Origin of the sequence: Paracoccus yibinensis (assembly GCF_030846195.1) — a bacterium.
Lineage (GTDB): Bacteria > Pseudomonadota > Alphaproteobacteria > Rhodobacterales > Rhodobacteraceae > Paracoccus > Paracoccus yibinensis.
Genome location: NZ_JAVCWH010000009.1, coordinates 45,392 through 61,004 on the forward strand (window position 1 = coordinate 45,392; position 15,613 = coordinate 61,004).

Sequence of the window (15,613 nt, forward strand, 5' to 3'; positions counted from 1 at the left end):
CGGCGCAATATCACTTGGCGTTTTCGCTGAGCCAGGTTGTCATCAGTTCAATTTCGCCAACCTGTGCCGTGATGATTTCTTCTGCAAGCGCGCGCATCTGCTCATTTTTCCCGTGTTCAAGCAGAACCTCGGCCATGTCGATGGCGCCCTGGTGATGAGCAATCATCCCACAGGCAAAGGCCACGTCGGCATCTTCATTCATCATGCCCTGGTGCATGGCCGGCATCGTGGCCATCATCTTGCGCATGTTGTCCTGAACATGCTCGGGCATGTCTTCCATTTTCATGCCCCCCATGCCCATCATCCCGGAGCCCATCCCATCGGCCTGATCGCTGGAGGCCATTGAGGAACCATGCATGCCGCTAGAGGGCATCTGGTCCGAACTAGTGGATGCAGCGCACTGTTCTGGGAGCTTAAATTCAGCTTCCTGTGCGAATAGGGGGTTCGAGACGGTGGTTACAGCGATCGCCAATGCGGCAAGCGTTTTAACGTAAGTCATGGGTCTTCTCCCAACTTAGATACGGGTTGTCAGGGTAAGCTGATATTCAGAAAACCGATACGTGCATGATCACGTCATCCGGCTTCAATCCTGCCCTGTTTAATTCCGTGTTGGACATGATCCGACCTGCAGGAACAGGAATTGTGTTTGTCAGGCTCGTCGAACTCGCAAAGGGCTCTGGTTTCTCCGCAGGATCATTTGCAGAAACACTCCTTTCCCCCCCTGTATCTGACTGAGAACCTCTCGTGCCGTGACTTGCTTCCTCCGCGTGAGCGAAACCTGCCACGATGCTGGCCACGGTCAGAGCGGCCACGAAGATATTTTTCATTTTGTTTGCCATAAGGTTAGAGGTCATTATTCGAGGATTTCGGTGATCGTCAGCTTGCCGTTCACGCGATCGGCAGCAAACTGGATGCTTTGGCCTTCGCTGAGCTTTTCAAGCATCTCCGGCTCTGCCACCTGAAACACCATTTTCATGGCCGGCATATCGAGGTTTTTCAGCTCCTCATGATCCACCGTCACCTTGTTCCATTTGGTGTCGATCTTGGTGACGGTTCCGTCCGTGATGTGGGTATCCGCGAAAGCGGCTCCAGCAGAAACAATCAAGGCAGCTGCGGTCAATTGGATCAGTTTCATGGTTTCGTCCTCGCTTTTTCAGGATTTGGTGACGTTCAAGGGGCCGTGCATGCCGGCCTCGTAATGGCCCAGCATCAGGCAGGCGAATTCGAATTCACCTGCATTCGTAAAGGTCCAGAGGATCTCTCCGGTCTCGCCCGGCTGCAGGCGGACTGCATTCGGGTCGTCGTGTTCCATTTCAGGAAACTTGGCCATCAGTTCCTTGTGCTCGGCATTGGCTTCGACCGTATCCATGACGAACTCATGCTCCAGTTCACCCTTGTTGGTGATGACCAGACGGACAGTCTCGCCAGCTGCGAATGACAGTTCCTTGGGTTCGAAGACCATGGCGCCATCATCGGTTTCCCGCATGGACACCTCGACGGTCTTCATCTCACCGTCGGTTGCCGGGGCGCCCGCAGCGTAGTCATGACCGCCTTCATGGGTTCCTGCCGCCAGTGCAAAGGACGGGAAGAGGGCAACAGCAGTTACCAGCATCAACGATTTCATCAGATTTTCCTTGATTGTTGCTCGATAGTGAGGGTCAGCCCAACCGATTGCCGCCACGGGGCGTCAGGATGGTTCGGGGGCTGTCGTTGCTGGCATGTTCGGGCAACTCACCCGTCCATTCCCAGGCCTGCGTACCGGGAGGGTTCTCATACCAACCCGGATCCGAGTAATCGTCGGGCGCGATCCCCTCGCGCACCTTAACGACAGAAAACATGCCCCCCATTTCCAGGGGCCCGAACGGACCCCAACCGGTCATCATCGGGATCGTGTTTTCAGGGATCTCCATGGACATCTCGCCCATGTCCGCCATGCCTGCGGTCCCCATTGGCATATAACCTGGCTGGTGCTTGCGGATCATCTCCGTCACACGGGCCTTGTTGGCACCAATGAAGGTGGGCAGTTCATGGCCCATGGCGTTCATGGTGTGGTGCGACTTGTGGCAATGGAATGCCCAATCACCCACATGATCGGCGTTGAACTCATAGGCCCGCATGGATCCTACCGGAATGTCGATGGTGACTTCCGGCCAACGGGCCTCGGGCCGAACCCATCCACCGTCCGTGCATGTCACCTCGAAATCATAGCCGTGCATATGGATGGGGTGATTGGTCATGGTCAGGTTGCCCACACGTACCCGCACCCGGTCTCCCTTGCTGACGACCAACGGATCAATGTCCGGGAAAATTCGGCTGTTGAACGTCCAGAGATTGAAGTCCGTCATCTCGGCGACACGCGGGATGTAGGTGCCCGGATCGATGTCATAGGCCGCCAGCAGGATCCCGAAATCGCGGTCCACCGGCATGAAGGCCGGATCACGCGGGTGCACGATGAAGAGCCCCATCATGCCCATGGCCATCTGGACCATCTCGTCGGCATGGGGGTGGTACATGAACGTGCCCGACTTCACCAAGTCGAATTCATAGACATAGGTCTTGCCGACCGGGATGGAGGGATGGCTCAAGTTCCCCACCCCGTCCATGCCGGATGGCAGGATCAGCCCATGCCAGTGAACCGAGGTGTGTTCGGGCAGGCGGTTGGTAACATAGATGCGGACCCGTTCGCCCTCGATGGCTTCGATCGTGGGGCCTGTGGACTGGCCGTTATAGCCCCAAAGGCGAGCCACCATCCCGTCGGCCATGATCCGTTCGACGGGTTCGGCGACAAGGTGGAATTCCTTGACGTTCCCGTTCATCCGGTAGGGCAGCGACCAGCCGTTCAGCGTGACGATGGGGTTGTATTCGATGCCTGTCGTCGGGCGCGGCGGTATCTGGGTATAGGGACTATCGGTACTCGCCGCTTCCGGCAGATCGCGAAACCGCGTTTGTGCCATCCCCGCACTTACGGTCAGTGCGGCCGCACCGGCACCGATCCCCGCGCCCAGCATTGCTCTGCGGTTCATCATTCCTCTTCCCCTTCCTCGCTTGCGCTTCCACCTGTCGCCCCGCCCCAAATCGCTGCGGTCGCATCGGCTTCGGCCAACCAGTAATTGCGCTTTGCCTCGGCAGCGCTCAGCTCCGACTCCAGCTGCTCACGAGCGTCGTTCAGCAATTCAAAGGTCGAGGTCAGCATGCCGTTGTAGCTGAGAAGCGCCTGTTCATTGATCTCGCGTCGCAGAGGCAGAACCTGGTCTCGCCAATGGCGGGCGATCTGATAGTTTCCGGTGACTGCAGTATGGGCTGCACGGGCCTCAGAGCGGGCATCAACAGCCGCCTGGGCCAGACTATTGGCGGATCGCATGTATTCCAGGCTGCCACGGCGCGAGAGCAGCCCGCCGGTGTCATAGACCGGGATCTGGAACTCAATATCCACCACGGGGGAGCGCTCAGATTCTCCGCCTTCGCGTTCGATTTCCACGCCGGTGGCAAACCCTGCATCCGTAATCATCCGGGTCTGCCCGTCCAGACGATAGCGGCTGGCAATGGCCTGCAGCTCCAGGCGTCCGGCAGCCAGATCGACGCGATTGGCCAGAGCCGATCGTTCGATGTCCGCTCGGCCCGGCGCCCCTCCGGGCAGTGCTGGCAGGCGATCAGGAACAAAGAAGTCGGTCCCGCTGCCCCACAGGCCCATCAGCCGGACCAGCTTTTCCTTGGCAAGCTGTGCTTCCAGCTTGGCTGCCGCTTGCTCTGCGGCCAGTTCGGCGGTGAAGGCATGCTCACGTGCCTGATCGGCGCGGCTCATCGCGCCTGTGGCTCCCAGTTCGGAGGCCAGTTCTGACGCCGCATTGGCGGTACTTTGAGACTGGCCAATCAAAGCTGCCGCTTCAAAGGCCCCGACGGCTTCGATCCAGCTGCGCCGCGTTTCATGTGCCAAGGCCAGGGTTTCGCCCGCTGCCGCCAATTGAGCCTGCCGGAAGCGAAGTTCGGCCGCCCTTGTCCGGGGCTTCTGGGTGGCAATGTCAAGGATCGACGAAATGAGCGTTGCCTCGATCGAGCGGGTAACATCGCCGCCCGCCAACCCGGACACCGAAAGTCCTACCGAAGGAACCGGACCACGAGCGGTTTCCCAAAGGTCGGCCGCTGACAGCCCCAGTTCGGCATATCGCGCCTGAAGTCCAGGGTTGTTCAACAGCGCGATCTGGACCGCCTGATCGGCACTCAGCGTCTTGCGGTGAGCCATGGCACGAACCCGCTGAGCATTCGCTTCCCGTTCAGCAGGGCTTTGCAACCACACCGCATCGGCACCTGCGGCGCGGCGAGAGAGATCGGAGACCGGAGCAAATCCGGCTCGCTGGTCGCTGGCCTTCTTCATTGTCGCGACATCGGCACAAGCCGACAGCATCAGAACGGCGGCCAGGGAGAAAAACACGAACTTTCTCATTCGCCACCCCCGGTCAGATCGGAGTTCAGGGTGGTCCAGTCCGCAGGTTCCCTGACCTGCCGCGCTGTATAATTGACCGTTGGTCCTACCGGAGCGATTGAAACGGGGCCTGCGGCATCTGCCGCGGGAGGAGAAGACATATCCAGGGGTGGAAGCGGCGCACACGCGGCTGCCAACAGCGGCAAAGCCGCCGTGAAGATCGGTTTCATGAGGTTTGGGTTCCGCTTGAGATCAGAATGATGGGGGCTGCGACCTGGTCAGGCCACAACAAGCATCGTTCGGATCAGCCTCGCGGAGGGCGGCGGAGACCTTCCGGGACCGTAAGTTCGACCAATGATTCCGGCTGGATCACGGCCAAGGTCTGCCCGACGTCAGTGGCCGGCATGACATTGTTGAAAGGGGGGAGCGCCGTCGAAGGACAGGCGTGCGCTTTGCAATGAGAAGCATGAGCGTCCTTGGACGCATCATTATCTTCAGCATGTCCTTGGTGCTGATGAGCGGCGCTTTCAGTGTCGGTCGCGATGTCATCATGACCAGGATTATCCTGGTTCAATGCGGCCAGCTGGTTGGTGAAGGTATCGGAAACTGCCCGTGCCGATGTAATCTCACATTCCAGTGCCATCGCCGCCTTGGCTGACGATATAGCGAAGCTGGCCGAGACAATCGTCACGACAAACACGGTAACAAGCTGGCGCAGCAAGCTCGACATTCTTACCCGAATAAATCCGCGGAGCCGTCGCAACAACAGAATTTTGGTTTGGCTGACAGGAACGTTATCGCTGATAGCCGGGAATGGGTCCGCCGGATGCAACGTGGTCGCGGCACTTTGTCGCTCCCATCTTCCACTTGACTGTCTTTGGCCTGATATGAGGAGTAGAAAGGGCGCAGCAACATGAGGCACAGGGTGCTGACCAACCACGATCAACTGCCGGGGGCGTCTGAAGGGTATCCATGCGCTCTTGTTCGCGGTCGTGCAGGGGGTTTGACACGAATGCCGGGCCCTGAAATCGGATTATCCTTATGAGTGCTGAGGCTGGATCTCTCAGGCTAAGCCTGCAGGACTGGCTGCGGAAGGCCGCCACTGCCATCCTGATGGTAGCCTTTGCCGTCCTGATCCTGCAGACAACGGCGCATGCCGGGATGGGCGCGCACATACGCCATGACCACTTGGCAATGGCGGCGGCAGATCACCATTGCCAACCTTCTGACGCGGCTGCGGGCGAGTTTGGACTTTCCTCCTCGGATCACTGCGGTGCCGATGCGGACAGGCTGGATGCCTATGGCGACAACTGCGACCAGCTCTGCACCCTCTCTATCGTTCTGCCTCGTCAAACGCTGACCGATCCGTTTGTCGGCGGAGACTTCCTGTTCAAAATCTGGTCGGACCCTCTCGGTCGGACAGGTTGGGGGCTCCTGCGGCCGCCGCGTTCCTTCGCGGCTGCATAAAGGCGCCGGCGGGACGCATGTCTCGCGGCTGCTTCAGCCCATCGGCTGAGATCGCTGTCCCCTGAAATCCAGATTTCGGAAGGAGCCGTGCGTCCATGCGTGACGCCGCTCCTCCAGAGCACAGGAATAAATCAATGAAACGAACTGCAATTGCCCTTTCCTTGGGTCTGGCAGCGGTGCTACCCGCTGCTGCCCTCGCCCAGGGCGAGCATGGAACTCACCATCCTGCCGAGCAGCAAGGGCAGGTTGCTGCGCCAACCGCACCGGCAATGCCGATGGAGAGCATGAACGGTCCATCCTCGACCATGATGCAGGGAATGTCTGCCGAATGCGTGACTGCCATGCAGAAGATGATGCAGGCCATTATGGCTACGTCTTCGCCTGTTGCGGCAACCCCGGTCAGCAAGGACGCCCCCGCTTTCACGCAGGCCTATATCGAGGCCATGGACGCGATGCATGCGCCCATGGCGCAGGGCGTCATGGCCGATGATCCGGACATCGCCTTTGTTCGCGGCATGATCCCGCATCATCAGGGTGCGATCGAGATGGCCCGCGTTGTGCAGCAGCACGGCGACGATCCGCAGACAAAGGTTTGGGCAGCCCAGGTTATCGAGGCCCAGGAGCGCGAGATTGCCGAAATGGAGAACTGGCTGTCCGAGAATGGCAGCTCGGCATCGTTCGATCTCGGTCGGACAGGCGGCACCGTCTATTCTGCCAACGAAGGCGGCAGCACGATCAGCGCCCTCGATCTGGCCACCGGAACCGTCAACGACGTAGCTATACCCGTGGCACCCCACAATGTGGACCTTACGCCTGACGGGAGCCTTCTTCTGGCGGTGGGTACGCCGGCCTCCGGCAATGATGACTCGGAGGGGCATGGGCACGACGGAGATGCGGCAGGTCTTCTGGTGATACTCGATTTGCGCGATCTGGCGAAACCGGCTACGACAGTCGAGATCGGCTCACATCCTGCCCATGTCGTGGCCGACCGGAATGGCCGCGCCTTTGCCTCGGTGTCGGGCAGCAACGAAATTGCGGTCGTTGACCTGGCACAAGGCAAGGTCGTTGCCCGCATCGGCACCGGCGCCTATCCGCATGGCCTTCGGCTCAGCCCTGACGGTGCCGAGCTTTACGTGGCCAATGTCGAGGATGGGTCGGTTTCGGTCATCGACACGCAAGGCCTCAACGAGGCGGCGCGTATTTCGGTCGGTGCGGCCCCGGTGCAGGTCGGCTTCACCCCTGACGGCACGCGCGCCTATGTCTCGCTGCGAGATGAAGATCGCGTGGCGGTGATTGATACCGCGTCGCGCGAGGTCGAAGGCAAGATCGACGTCGGACCGGGTCCGATCCAGCTCATGGCCACGCCGGACGGAAAGTATGTCTATGTTGCGAACCAGGGCTCTGAGGCAGCCCCGAATGATACCGTGTCGGTGATCAACACTGAGAGCGGCCAAGTCACGAAGACGGTGAAGACCGGCCTTGGCGCGCATGGCGTATGGGTATCGTCTGACGGAGCTTTCGTGTTCGTGACAAACATCAGCGATGACAGCGTCTCGATCATCGATGCCCAGCGGCAAGAGGTGGTGGCGACCGTGCCGGTCGGCGATGGCCCGAACGGCATCGTGCATGGACATTCACGCTAACGCCTTGCGGCAGGTGGCGCCGGAATTTCCGGCGCCACTGAGTTCTTCATCACGAGATCACCGCAGGAAATGACATGAGGACGTTCTGGATTGGGGCGGTTGCCGTTCTGGTCGCGGGTGGCGCCTGGTGGCTGTCGGATCGCCCCGACAGCCAGCCTTTGGCGGAAAACGGCCAAGCGCTTGCCGTCGTGACGATACCGGCCACCTTGTCGACCGAGGCCCGGGCCGGCCAGCAGGCGTTTGTGGAAAACTGCGCTTCCTGCCACGGCACCAACGCCGAAGGAAAGGCAGGGCTCGCGCCGCCGCTCATCCACAAGATCTACGAGCCTGGCCACCACAGCGACATGGCGTTTGTAATGGCTGCGCGCAGCGGCGTGCGCGCGCATCATTGGACCTTTGGAAACATGGCGCCGGTGCCGGATGTTACCGATGCGGAGCTGGCCCAGATCATCAGGTTCGTCCGGGAGGTTCAGGTGGCGAACGGCATCATGTGAAAAAAGGCATACTTGCGGCAGGCCCATCTCTGGGACTGCCTCCAGGAGGGCACTCAGCCACCACTCCGCTCTGTCTGGACAGCCTGTATCCGCGCAGGCCAGTTGGACTTGATAAAGGCGAGGATGGCGGCGATGTCGTCATCCTCCAGAACGGCGCCAAACGCCGGCATGCCGGATGTCATGCGAACGCCCATGTCATCCAGGACGGCTTGACCGCCCCGGCGGATATAGTCAGTCAGCATCGCGTCGTCGTGGTGCCAGGTGTGGCCCGTCTCGTCATGAGGTGGGGCGGGCAGAACCCCGTCTTCCCCCATGATCTGCCAGTCAGGTCGACCTTCCAGCTGAGTTCCGTGGCATGCCGCGCAATGTGCGGCATAAAGCTCGGACCCCCGCTGCAGCCCTTGATGTCTGCTGTAAGTCCATGCTGTCCAGACAGCCGCACAGACGAATGCCAAGGCAAGCAGCCATTTCACCCAAACAGCAAAAGCAGGCGAGGCGTTTATCGGCATCTCTGGAGAATTGCTCGCGTGTGATCAAAGGTCAACCTCCGCACCCGCCTCCATTGACGGCCAAAGAGATGCGAGGCGTTGACGAGCAGCATCGTAACCGAGCTTGGCAAGATGTTCCATGACACGCAGCTGCGCCTGATTGCCAAAGATGAAAGGCTTTCCGTTCGAGGTTCCATTAACGACGGGCTGATCAGGTCAAGTCTGCAGCATTCGGACTTGCGTTGTAGCTTAAATAGGGTATCCCCCTATACTATGAGTCATACAACAAAGCACAAGGCCAAGCTCCTGGCCCGCGTCCGCCGCCTTAAAGGACAAATTGAGGCCGTTGAGCGTTCCTTGGAAGCTGACGCTCCCTGCGGCGAGGTCCTGAACCTGGTCGCCTCCATCCGTGGCGCGGTCGGCGGCCTGACCGCAGAGCTGATCGAGGATCATATTCGCGTGCATGTCTCGAACCCGGATCGGGATGAGGACGTCGCACGCGGGCAGGCCGCCGGCGAACTGATCGACATCATCAGGACCTATCTCAAATGAACATTCAAGCCTCGCGCCTAGCGAGTCCGCACGAGCATGTTTACCTCGGTGACAATCACGAGCGTAACGAACGCCGGACCTGGCTGGTCATCATCATCACGGCCGCAATGATGGTGGTCGAGATCACTGCCTGCAGTATCTTCGGCTCGATGGCGCTGATCGCCGACGGCTGGCACATGTCAACCCATGCCGGGGCGATGCTGATTGCCGCACTCGCTTACCGCTATGCCCGTCGCAACGCCCGCAATCCCCGCTTCACCTTTGGCACGGGCAAGATGGGGGATCTGGCAGGCTTTGCGAGTGCGGTCGTGCTGGCACTGATCGCACTGCTGATCGGCTGGGAAAGCCTGATGCGGTTCTACAGCCCGATTGCCATCAGCTTCGGCCAAGCCATTGCCGTGGCCGTGATCGGACTGCTCGTTAACCTTCTTTGTGCTTGGTTGCTTCGCGATGATCATGGCCATCACCATCATGGACACAGGCACAGTCACGGCCATGCTCATGGGCACGGGCATGATCATCATGTCCATGAGCACGGCCATCAGCAGGGGCATGTGACCGACAACAATCTGCGGGCCGCCTATCTCCACGTTCTGGCCGACGCGCTGACCTCCGTGCTGGCCATTGCGGCGTTAACGCTGGGCAGCCTCTATGGCTGGAATTGGCTCGATCCGACCATGGGTATTGTCGGCGCCTTGGTGATCGCTCGCTGGTCCTGGGGGCTGATCCGCGATACCGGCCGGGTGCTGCTCGACTACATGCCCGACGACGAGGATTTGCCAGACGAGATCCGGGCTGCAATCGAGACGGGGACCGATCAGGTGACAGATCTGCATGTCTGGTAACTTGGTCCCGGTCATCACGGTGCGATTATTGCGCTCCGTTCCTCAGACCCGCAGGAACCCGCAGCTTACCGCGCTCGCCTGTCACATATCCACGATCTGTCGCACCTGACGATTGAAGTCGAGCGGGTAGCCTAAGAGAGAAAGCATGGTGAGGACCATAAGGGCCTCCCTTCGGCGCTCCAGTGTCCGCAGTATATGCTGCCGGTCGTCACCATCAGCCGCAGCGAACATGCGGCACACGTAGAGCGTTCTCAGGGATTTCCGAGTTTGCAGGGGTTCTCGGACGCGCCCGGACATGCGATTTTCAGGCTCAGGCTAGATGTGGCGGGGCATGAGAGAGACGCGCTACGCCTCGATGTTGACCAGGGACCAACTTATGCCTCGATCTCAATTATGTCGGCGGCCTGCGCAGCGTAATCGATCGCGTATGCCAGTTCGCCGGGCGTCTCCGCGTGGAGGTGGAGAAGCGGCTGTCCACTGTCCACCCGATCACCCAAGCCAACCTTCATGTGGATGCCGGCTGCCTTGGCTTCCGGTGCGCCTGCAAGCTTGGCAAGTCGGGAAAGCTTGCGGTTGTTGATTTGAACAACCCGTCCAGCATGTGGTGCTTCCAGCGGATGGACATGGACCGCCTTGGGTGGAATGCGCATCCCGCCCTGAGCCTCGCAGATCGCCTCGAACTTCTTCCAGGCACGTCCGTCGGCCAGTGTTTCGAGCGCGAGCGCCAAACCTTTCCCGGTCTCGGCTTTCCCGCCGATCTCGAGTGCTGCGCCTGCCAATATGGCGGCGCGCATGCGTAGATCATCCGGCGCGCCAGGCGCATCCTGCAGAACGGCCAGCACGTCGAACGCTTCGAGCGCGGGACCGATGCCTCTACCGACCGGCTGCGACCCATCGGTTTGCAGGCATTTCGCACTCACGCCGAACCGGGAGGCGATTGCCATAATCCGCGTGGAAAGGTGAGATGCCGCAGCTTCGCTGCGCACCTTGGCGGTGGGTCCAACGGGGATATCTATGACGACATGGGTGGCTCCCGCGGCGATTTTCTTGGAGAGGACGGAGGCAATGAGCTGGCCCTCCATATCGACGTCGAGTTCGCGTTCAACGCGTACGAAGATGTCGTCAGCCGGGCTAAGATGGACCGCTCCGCCCCAGACGATGCACCCTCCTTCGGCGTCGACCACGCGCTTCATGGCAGCGATGTCGAGGTCGACGGGAGCGAGGGCCTCCATCGTATCGGCGGTGCCTGCGGGCGAGGTGATGGCTCGTGATGATGTTTTTGGCATCACAAGCCCATTGGCTGCGACGATCGCCACGACGATGGGAGTAGTCCGGTTCCCCGGCAGGCCGCCTACACAATGTTTGTCGACGACAACAGGGGCATCCCATTGCAAGCGATCGCCGACCCCAATCATTGCCCCGGTTAGGTAGGCGGTCTCGTTCTCGTCGAGCGGCAAAGCCGCACTCGCCGTCAGGAACGCAGCCAGTTGAACATCCGTGTAACGGCCGGCGACCACGTCCTGCACGATCCCCGTGAAGGCAGCCGCGTCGAGCCGGTTGCCATAGATGCGTCGACGAACGCTTGCCAGCGACTCGAGCGCGGGTGCATGCGTGACTCGGGCCTCTGCGCCCTCGGCGATCCCCAGCATCTCCCAGGCCGTTTCGGAAAGCCCGACTTCATCGAGGGCCAGTTGCCCATCGCCCTCCACCTGGAAGAGCGTTGCCTGCAGTTCCCGGCCACCGCCGGAAACGAGGACCTGCGAGCGCGCAGAAAGCCCTTCTGCGCGGCAAACATGACAGTCGGTCCGCATGACGACAACCGGCTGGTGTTGGGTGTGCAATCGCAGACGCCGAACACGAAGCGTTGCCTGCTCTGGTCCGGGAGAAGAGTGGAGCGTGGTCATAGATCGAACACCTGATCCTGGCGGGACACAGTGGCATTCCAGCCGAGTTCGCGGTCGATCCGGATCCTCAGTGCCTCGGATGCCGTGTCCTCACCGTGAACGATGAAGACGCGTGACGGCTCGCGCCGAAACTCCAGAAGCCAGCGCATCAACTCGTTGCTGTCGGCATGGGCCGAGAGCACCGACAGATTTTTGACCTCCGCCCTGACCGGTATCCAATGACCGTGGATCTTGATCTCCTGCGCGCCCTGAACCATTGCGCGGCCCCGGGTTCCGGCAGACTGGAATCCGGAAAACAGGATCGTGTTTTTCGGATCGCCCGCGAAGGATTTAAGGTGATGAAGCACGCGGCCACCAGTCGCCATGCCGCTGGCAGAGATCACGACTTTGGGCCAGACGTTGGCAGTGATCGCCTTTGAGGCTTCGACGTCGCGGGTATAAGTGGCGACTGCACAGATCGCCGTGCATTCATCATGAGTCAAGCGATGATCCTCGCTGTGTGCGTGAAGCAGGTCCGTGGCGTTGATTGCCATCGGACTATCGAGATAGATCGGCACCGCCTGGAGCCTGCCTGCCGCGCGAAGCTTCCAGAGATGATAAAGGATAGATTGCGCACGACCCACTGCGAAGGCGGGGATGACTACAGTGCCCCCGCGGCCGGCAGTTCGCTCGATAACCTCGCCCAGCACTTCGGTTGTGTCGGCGGGATCGTGAATGCGGTTGCCGTAGGTTGATTCGACGACAATGTAGTCAGCGTCGGCTACGGGAGCCGGATCGGGCAGTACTGGATCGCCATACCGCCCGAGATCGCCCGAGAACGCGATGCGTCGGCCGCCCCATTCGATATCGGCGCTGGCCGCACCGAGAATGTGGCCGGCACGGCGGAACGTCAGGATCGCGCCAACGGGAAGCTGAAATGGCTGGTCGAATGGAACAACTGTAAAAAGTTCCATCGCCCGTTCCACATCTCCCACACCGTAAAGCGGTAGCGCCGGCTTGTGCTTGGAGAAGCCCTTGCGATTGGCGTATTCGGCATCCTTCTCGTTGAGAAATCCGCTATCCTTGAGGATCAACTCGGCCACGTCACGCGTCGCCGCGGTGGCATAGATCCGACCCTTGAATCCATCGCGCACCAGTCGCGGGAGATAGCCCGAATGGTCGAGGTGGGCATGGGTGAGCACCACGGCATCGATGCTGGACGGCGGCACTGACAGCGGCGTCCAGTTCAACTCGCGCAGGTTCTTGAGCCCCTGGAAGAGGCCGCAATCAATCAGGATGCGCTTGTCGCCGTTGGTGAGGAGGTGTTTGGAGCCAGTGACGGTACTTGCGCCGCCGAGAGAGGTTAGCGTCAGCATGATGACCTCAGATGTTGAATGCGGTGATGTTAGCGGGATCCCCGCGGCCTTCCACGGCGTCCTGTTCATCCGGAGCAAGGAGGTCATCCCTGCTCCAGCCGGTGAGTGGAACAGCGGCGTCGATCAGATGCGCCCAGGTGCAGCGATTGGCGAATAGCATCCCTGGCACGTCCAGTGTGCCGCCCCGGCTGATGTAGCCGCGCGCAGCCGTCGTCCGCGGGCCGGAATCCAGTCGCCGGAGCAAGCCGAGCATGGGTTCTGGCCGCGTATGGGAAACGATCAGGCGCGGAATGCCCGGTGGAAACAGGGCAGCCAGGTTCTCGTCGCTCGCTGTGAAAGCGGCCTCAATGGGATCACGGGGCGTGCGGAAGCGGCCTGGTTCAGAGATCGCCGTCACGAGCACGTGGCGACCATGGCCCCTGAGCCGATGGGCCGCCTTCAGGGCCTCCTCGAGCTGATAGGCGCCGATCGCCACGATTTGCAGCTCGGCTCCTTCCGTCTCGTCCTGCACATGGGCAGCACCATCAGTGACGAAACGGGTGGCGGCCTCAGCATCGAAGCGGTGCGGCATGTCGCGCTTGGAGACGATCAGGCACCCCACCTGACCGCGGCCCGCGTAGATGGATCGGAGCGCAGCCATGGCGCTGTTCGCATCCACCGGGAAAAGCACCCGCGAGGTGTCGGACATCTCGCCCAGCAGCGCCTCGCCAATGGTCGGGTCCTGGTGTGACTGTTCGTTCTTCGCGTTCTCCCAGGTATGGGAGGTGACGACCAGCGGCACCGAAATCCAGCCCGGCTTCTGGCCGGCTTCGCGCTGCCGCCGGGAAAAGACGATCTCCTGCCGCATACCACCAAGCATCTTCATGGCGAAGGCTTCGTAGCTGACGATCAGATTGATCCCACCCTTGTTGGCCAGCGCCGCGCCCGCAACCGCTTCCTCATTGAGTGCAGTGATGACCGCACCGTCGATGGCATCGGCAACGCCGGGCTCAGTGGTATTCACCCGGTGGCGCAACCGGTCGAGTGTTGCTCCCATGTGGTTGGAGCGCAGCTCGTCGGGATTGCCCACACGCGGGCGGAGTCCAGGGTTGGCGTTCACGACGCGGACAAACCAGCGGTCGAGCGCATGCATGGCGCAATCGGGCGGATCGCCTGAGACCATCCAGTCCGGCTCGGGCAGGTTCGGTGCAGCCGGGCTGCGCAATGCGAGCGCATGCCGGCTTTCCGGCTCTCGTCCCTGCTTGCGATAGACGGTGATTTCCGCGGCAGCGCTTTCGATTTCCTCGGCGGGAACGAACAGCGCTCGCGCCGCCTCGTTGAAGGCGTCTCTCGCCAGCTGGTCCTGTGCGGGATTGCCGCCGAGAGGTAGGTTGTGCGCCGCGTTGGTGTCGGCGCCTGGAAAGCCGAAGCCCTTGACCGTCTCGGCAATGACATAGGGAATAGGCGCCGGGTAGGTGCGGGCAGGATCGGACGCGAAACGTTCAAGTCGCCTTTCAGCCTCAATGATCGCACAGGCGAAGGCCGTAGGATCACGGCCATCGATGATGAAGGGATCGAAGCCGTTGAGCTTCAGGTGGTCGGTGAGCCAGTCCGCACCGCCCTGCTGCGCAATCTGGGCACGTTCCTCTATGCGCCGGCCGTTGAGGATCATGACTGGAATTGGGAGGCCAGAATCTTCAGCGCGCCACCACCGGGGCGTCCAGTCCGAGCCGCGCTGCTCTTCGAAGGCCCCGTCGCTCAGGAAGGCGACGAGGCTTTCGCCGGGCAGCGGCGCATGGACGTACTGAACTTCGGCGAAGCCGAGATAGCCACCCTCCGAGATGGCACCGGCGGTGTTCGGACCGGCATGACTGCCGAGCGGGACTGCCGCAGCGCCGTGGGCGTCGATGGCATAGGAGTAGAAATCGGCGGCAAGCTGCGAGAGACCCCTCTCGCTCCGATCATAGCGGCCCCTCTGCGCAGGAGAAACATCCCCCGTCAACGCGTTGACCGCCTCGATCGCGGCGACAGAATGGCCTTGTCCCATCATCCATGAACGGGTTTTCGCGCTGATCGCGTTGGCGGCGAGATAGCCCACGAAGGCCGGCACCATGTTCAGGGATCCGCCGGTGTGGCCCTCGGGCGTCTTCTTGAACGCGTCGGCAGGCAGCGGTGCGCCGGAAAGGTCGACACGTTGGGCATAGGTCATGTGGGCAACAGTCCACATTGCGGCGGAGGACAGGCGGTCGGCAGCCGCGAGCAGCCTGTAGAACGCATCGACGTCGGGTATCTGCCCGCATTCAACGAGCAGGTACCCGAGTTGCTGAGCACGTTCCCTAGTCTCCGGCGCGTGCCTGATCACACCGTAACCCTCTGCCCAGGCAACATAATCAGTTGATAGCTCACGGTTCATTGAAAGGACCTTCCCTGGAGATCGAATGTGCCGGGTTCCCGTACGGCGGAAAC

The 15,613-nt window shown here is 61.0% G+C and carries 16 protein-coding genes; 5 read left to right on the forward strand and 11 right to left on the reverse strand.

Annotated features, from left to right (window positions below):
• Positions 1–10: 10 nt before the first annotated feature.
• From copM (RAH32_RS16135) to RAH32_RS16165, 7 genes are all read right to left on the reverse strand, one after another.
• A complete protein-coding gene (copM, locus tag RAH32_RS16135) occupies positions 11–499 on the reverse strand; it encodes a CopM family metallochaperone (protein ID WP_103174184.1) in 489 nt (162 codons plus the stop codon).
• A gap of 46 nt (positions 500–545) precedes the next feature.
• A complete protein-coding gene (locus RAH32_RS16140; protein ID WP_146038687.1) occupies positions 546–827 on the reverse strand; it encodes a hypothetical protein in 282 nt (93 codons plus the stop codon).
• A 26-nt stretch (positions 828–853) separates the two neighbouring features.
• Complete coding sequence (locus RAH32_RS16145) at positions 854–1,135, reverse strand: copper-binding protein (protein ID WP_103174183.1); 282 nt, start codon at positions 1,133–1,135, stop codon at positions 854–856.
• A gap of 18 nt (positions 1,136–1,153) precedes the next feature.
• Positions 1,154–1,624: a cupredoxin domain-containing protein gene (locus RAH32_RS16150; RefSeq protein ID WP_103174182.1), complete on the reverse strand. Its 471-nt coding sequence runs from the start codon at positions 1,622–1,624 to the stop codon at positions 1,154–1,156.
• Between the two features lie 34 nt (positions 1,625–1,658).
• A complete protein-coding gene (locus RAH32_RS16155) occupies positions 1,659–3,026 on the reverse strand; it encodes a multicopper oxidase family protein (RefSeq protein WP_103174181.1) in 1,368 nt (455 codons plus the stop codon).
• A complete protein-coding gene (locus RAH32_RS16160) occupies positions 3,023–4,441 on the reverse strand; it encodes a TolC family protein (protein WP_306609199.1) in 1,419 nt (472 codons plus the stop codon). Before RAH32_RS16160 ends, RAH32_RS16155 begins: the two co-directional genes overlap by 4 nt.
• Positions 4,442–4,724: 283 nt before the next feature.
• A complete protein-coding gene (locus RAH32_RS16165) occupies positions 4,725–5,141 on the reverse strand; it encodes a hypothetical protein (RefSeq protein ID WP_146038686.1) in 417 nt (138 codons plus the stop codon).
• 320 nt (positions 5,142–5,461) lie between these two features.
• Between RAH32_RS16165 and RAH32_RS16170 the strand changes: the two genes are divergently transcribed.
• The 3 genes from RAH32_RS16170 to RAH32_RS16180 all read left to right on the forward strand — a co-directional run bounded on the left by RAH32_RS16170 (position 5,462) and on the right by RAH32_RS16180 (position 8,024).
• Positions 5,462–5,887 (forward strand): hypothetical protein, encoded by a 426-nt coding sequence (locus RAH32_RS16170; RefSeq protein WP_103174178.1) that lies wholly within the window; start codon positions 5,462–5,464, stop codon positions 5,885–5,887.
• Between the two features lie 134 nt (positions 5,888–6,021).
• Entirely contained in the window at positions 6,022–7,530 is a 1,509-nt protein-coding gene (copM, locus tag RAH32_RS16175; protein WP_205049078.1) for a CopM family metallochaperone, read from the forward strand.
• 74 nt (positions 7,531–7,604) lie between these two features.
• A complete protein-coding gene (locus RAH32_RS16180) occupies positions 7,605–8,024 on the forward strand; it encodes a c-type cytochrome (RefSeq protein WP_103174176.1) in 420 nt (139 codons plus the stop codon).
• A 53-nt stretch (positions 8,025–8,077) separates the two neighbouring features.
• Here the strand turns inward: RAH32_RS16180 and RAH32_RS16185 are convergent, their stop codons facing one another.
• Entirely contained in the window at positions 8,078–8,533 is a 456-nt protein-coding gene (locus RAH32_RS16185) for a c-type cytochrome (RefSeq protein ID WP_103174175.1), read from the reverse strand.
• A gap of 78 nt (positions 8,534–8,611) precedes the next feature.
• Here RAH32_RS16185 and RAH32_RS21680 point away from each other — a divergent pair, with 78 nt between their 5' ends.
• Together RAH32_RS21680 and dmeF are read left to right on the forward strand one after the other, a co-directional pair.
• On the forward strand, positions 8,612–9,064 hold the full coding sequence (locus RAH32_RS21680) for a metal/formaldehyde-sensitive transcriptional repressor (RefSeq protein WP_425589732.1): 453 nt from the start codon (positions 8,612–8,614) through the stop codon (positions 9,062–9,064).
• Positions 9,061–9,909 carry a CDF family Co(II)/Ni(II) efflux transporter DmeF gene (dmeF, locus tag RAH32_RS16195; protein WP_425589733.1) on the forward strand — a complete coding sequence of 283 codons (849 nt, stop codon included), beginning with the start codon at positions 9,061–9,063 and terminating at the stop codon, positions 9,907–9,909. The genes RAH32_RS21680 and dmeF overlap by 4 nt, the downstream gene beginning before the upstream one ends.
• 374 nt (positions 9,910–10,283) lie before the next feature.
• On the opposite strand, the gene RAH32_RS16200 is transcribed toward dmeF, so the two are convergent.
• The 3 genes from RAH32_RS16200 to RAH32_RS16210 are packed head-to-tail and all read right to left on the reverse strand — an operon-like array spanning position 10,284 to position 15,560.
• Positions 10,284–11,813, reverse strand: coding sequence for a thymidine phosphorylase family protein (locus tag RAH32_RS16200; RefSeq protein WP_103174174.1), 1,530 nt, complete (start codon positions 11,811–11,813; stop codon positions 10,284–10,286).
• Complete coding sequence (locus tag RAH32_RS16205; protein ID WP_103174173.1) at positions 11,810–13,168, reverse strand: MBL fold metallo-hydrolase RNA specificity domain-containing protein; 1,359 nt, start codon at positions 13,166–13,168, stop codon at positions 11,810–11,812. Before RAH32_RS16205 ends, RAH32_RS16200 begins: the two co-directional genes overlap by 4 nt.
• 7 nt (positions 13,169–13,175) lie before the next feature.
• Positions 13,176–15,560: a phosphoketolase family protein gene (locus tag RAH32_RS16210; RefSeq protein ID WP_167623766.1), complete on the reverse strand. Its 2,385-nt coding sequence runs from the start codon at positions 15,558–15,560 to the stop codon at positions 13,176–13,178.
• Positions 15,561–15,613 lie beyond the last annotated feature (53 nt).

Excerpts from the sequence above, each read along its gene's own strand:
- RAH32_RS16210 (WP_167623766.1), bottom strand. The coding sequence starts at position 15,560 with ATGAACCGTGAGCTATCAACTGATTATGTTGCCTGGGCAGAGGGTTAC.
- RAH32_RS16200 (WP_103174174.1), bottom strand. The coding sequence starts at position 11,813 with ATGACCACGCTCCACTCTTCTCCCGGACCAGAGCAGGCAACGCTTCGT.
- RAH32_RS16160 (WP_306609199.1), bottom strand. The coding sequence starts at position 4,441 with ATGAGAAAGTTCGTGTTTTTCTCCCTGGCCGCCGTTCTGATGCTGTCG.
- RAH32_RS16140 (WP_146038687.1), bottom strand. The coding sequence starts at position 827 with ATGAAAAATATCTTCGTGGCCGCTCTGACCGTGGCCAGCATCGTGGCA.
- RAH32_RS16170 (WP_103174178.1), top strand. The coding sequence starts at position 5,462 with ATGAGTGCTGAGGCTGGATCTCTCAGGCTAAGCCTGCAGGACTGGCTG.
- copM (WP_103174184.1), bottom strand. The coding sequence starts at position 499 with ATGACTTACGTTAAAACGCTTGCCGCATTGGCGATCGCTGTAACCACC.
- RAH32_RS16155 (WP_103174181.1), bottom strand. The coding sequence starts at position 3,026 with ATGATGAACCGCAGAGCAATGCTGGGCGCGGGGATCGGTGCCGGTGCG.
- RAH32_RS16205 (WP_103174173.1), bottom strand. The coding sequence starts at position 13,168 with ATGCTGACGCTAACCTCTCTCGGCGGCGCAAGTACCGTCACTGGCTCC.
- RAH32_RS16150 (WP_103174182.1), bottom strand. The coding sequence starts at position 1,624 with ATGAAATCGTTGATGCTGGTAACTGCTGTTGCCCTCTTCCCGTCCTTT.
- RAH32_RS16145 (WP_103174183.1), bottom strand. The coding sequence starts at position 1,135 with ATGAAACTGATCCAATTGACCGCAGCTGCCTTGATTGTTTCTGCTGGA.
- dmeF (WP_425589733.1), top strand. The coding sequence starts at position 9,061 with ATGAACATTCAAGCCTCGCGCCTAGCGAGTCCGCACGAGCATGTTTAC.
- RAH32_RS16180 (WP_103174176.1), top strand. The coding sequence starts at position 7,605 with ATGAGGACGTTCTGGATTGGGGCGGTTGCCGTTCTGGTCGCGGGTGGC.
- RAH32_RS16185 (WP_103174175.1), bottom strand. The coding sequence starts at position 8,533 with ATGCCGATAAACGCCTCGCCTGCTTTTGCTGTTTGGGTGAAATGGCTG.
- copM (WP_205049078.1), top strand. The coding sequence starts at position 6,022 with ATGAAACGAACTGCAATTGCCCTTTCCTTGGGTCTGGCAGCGGTGCTA.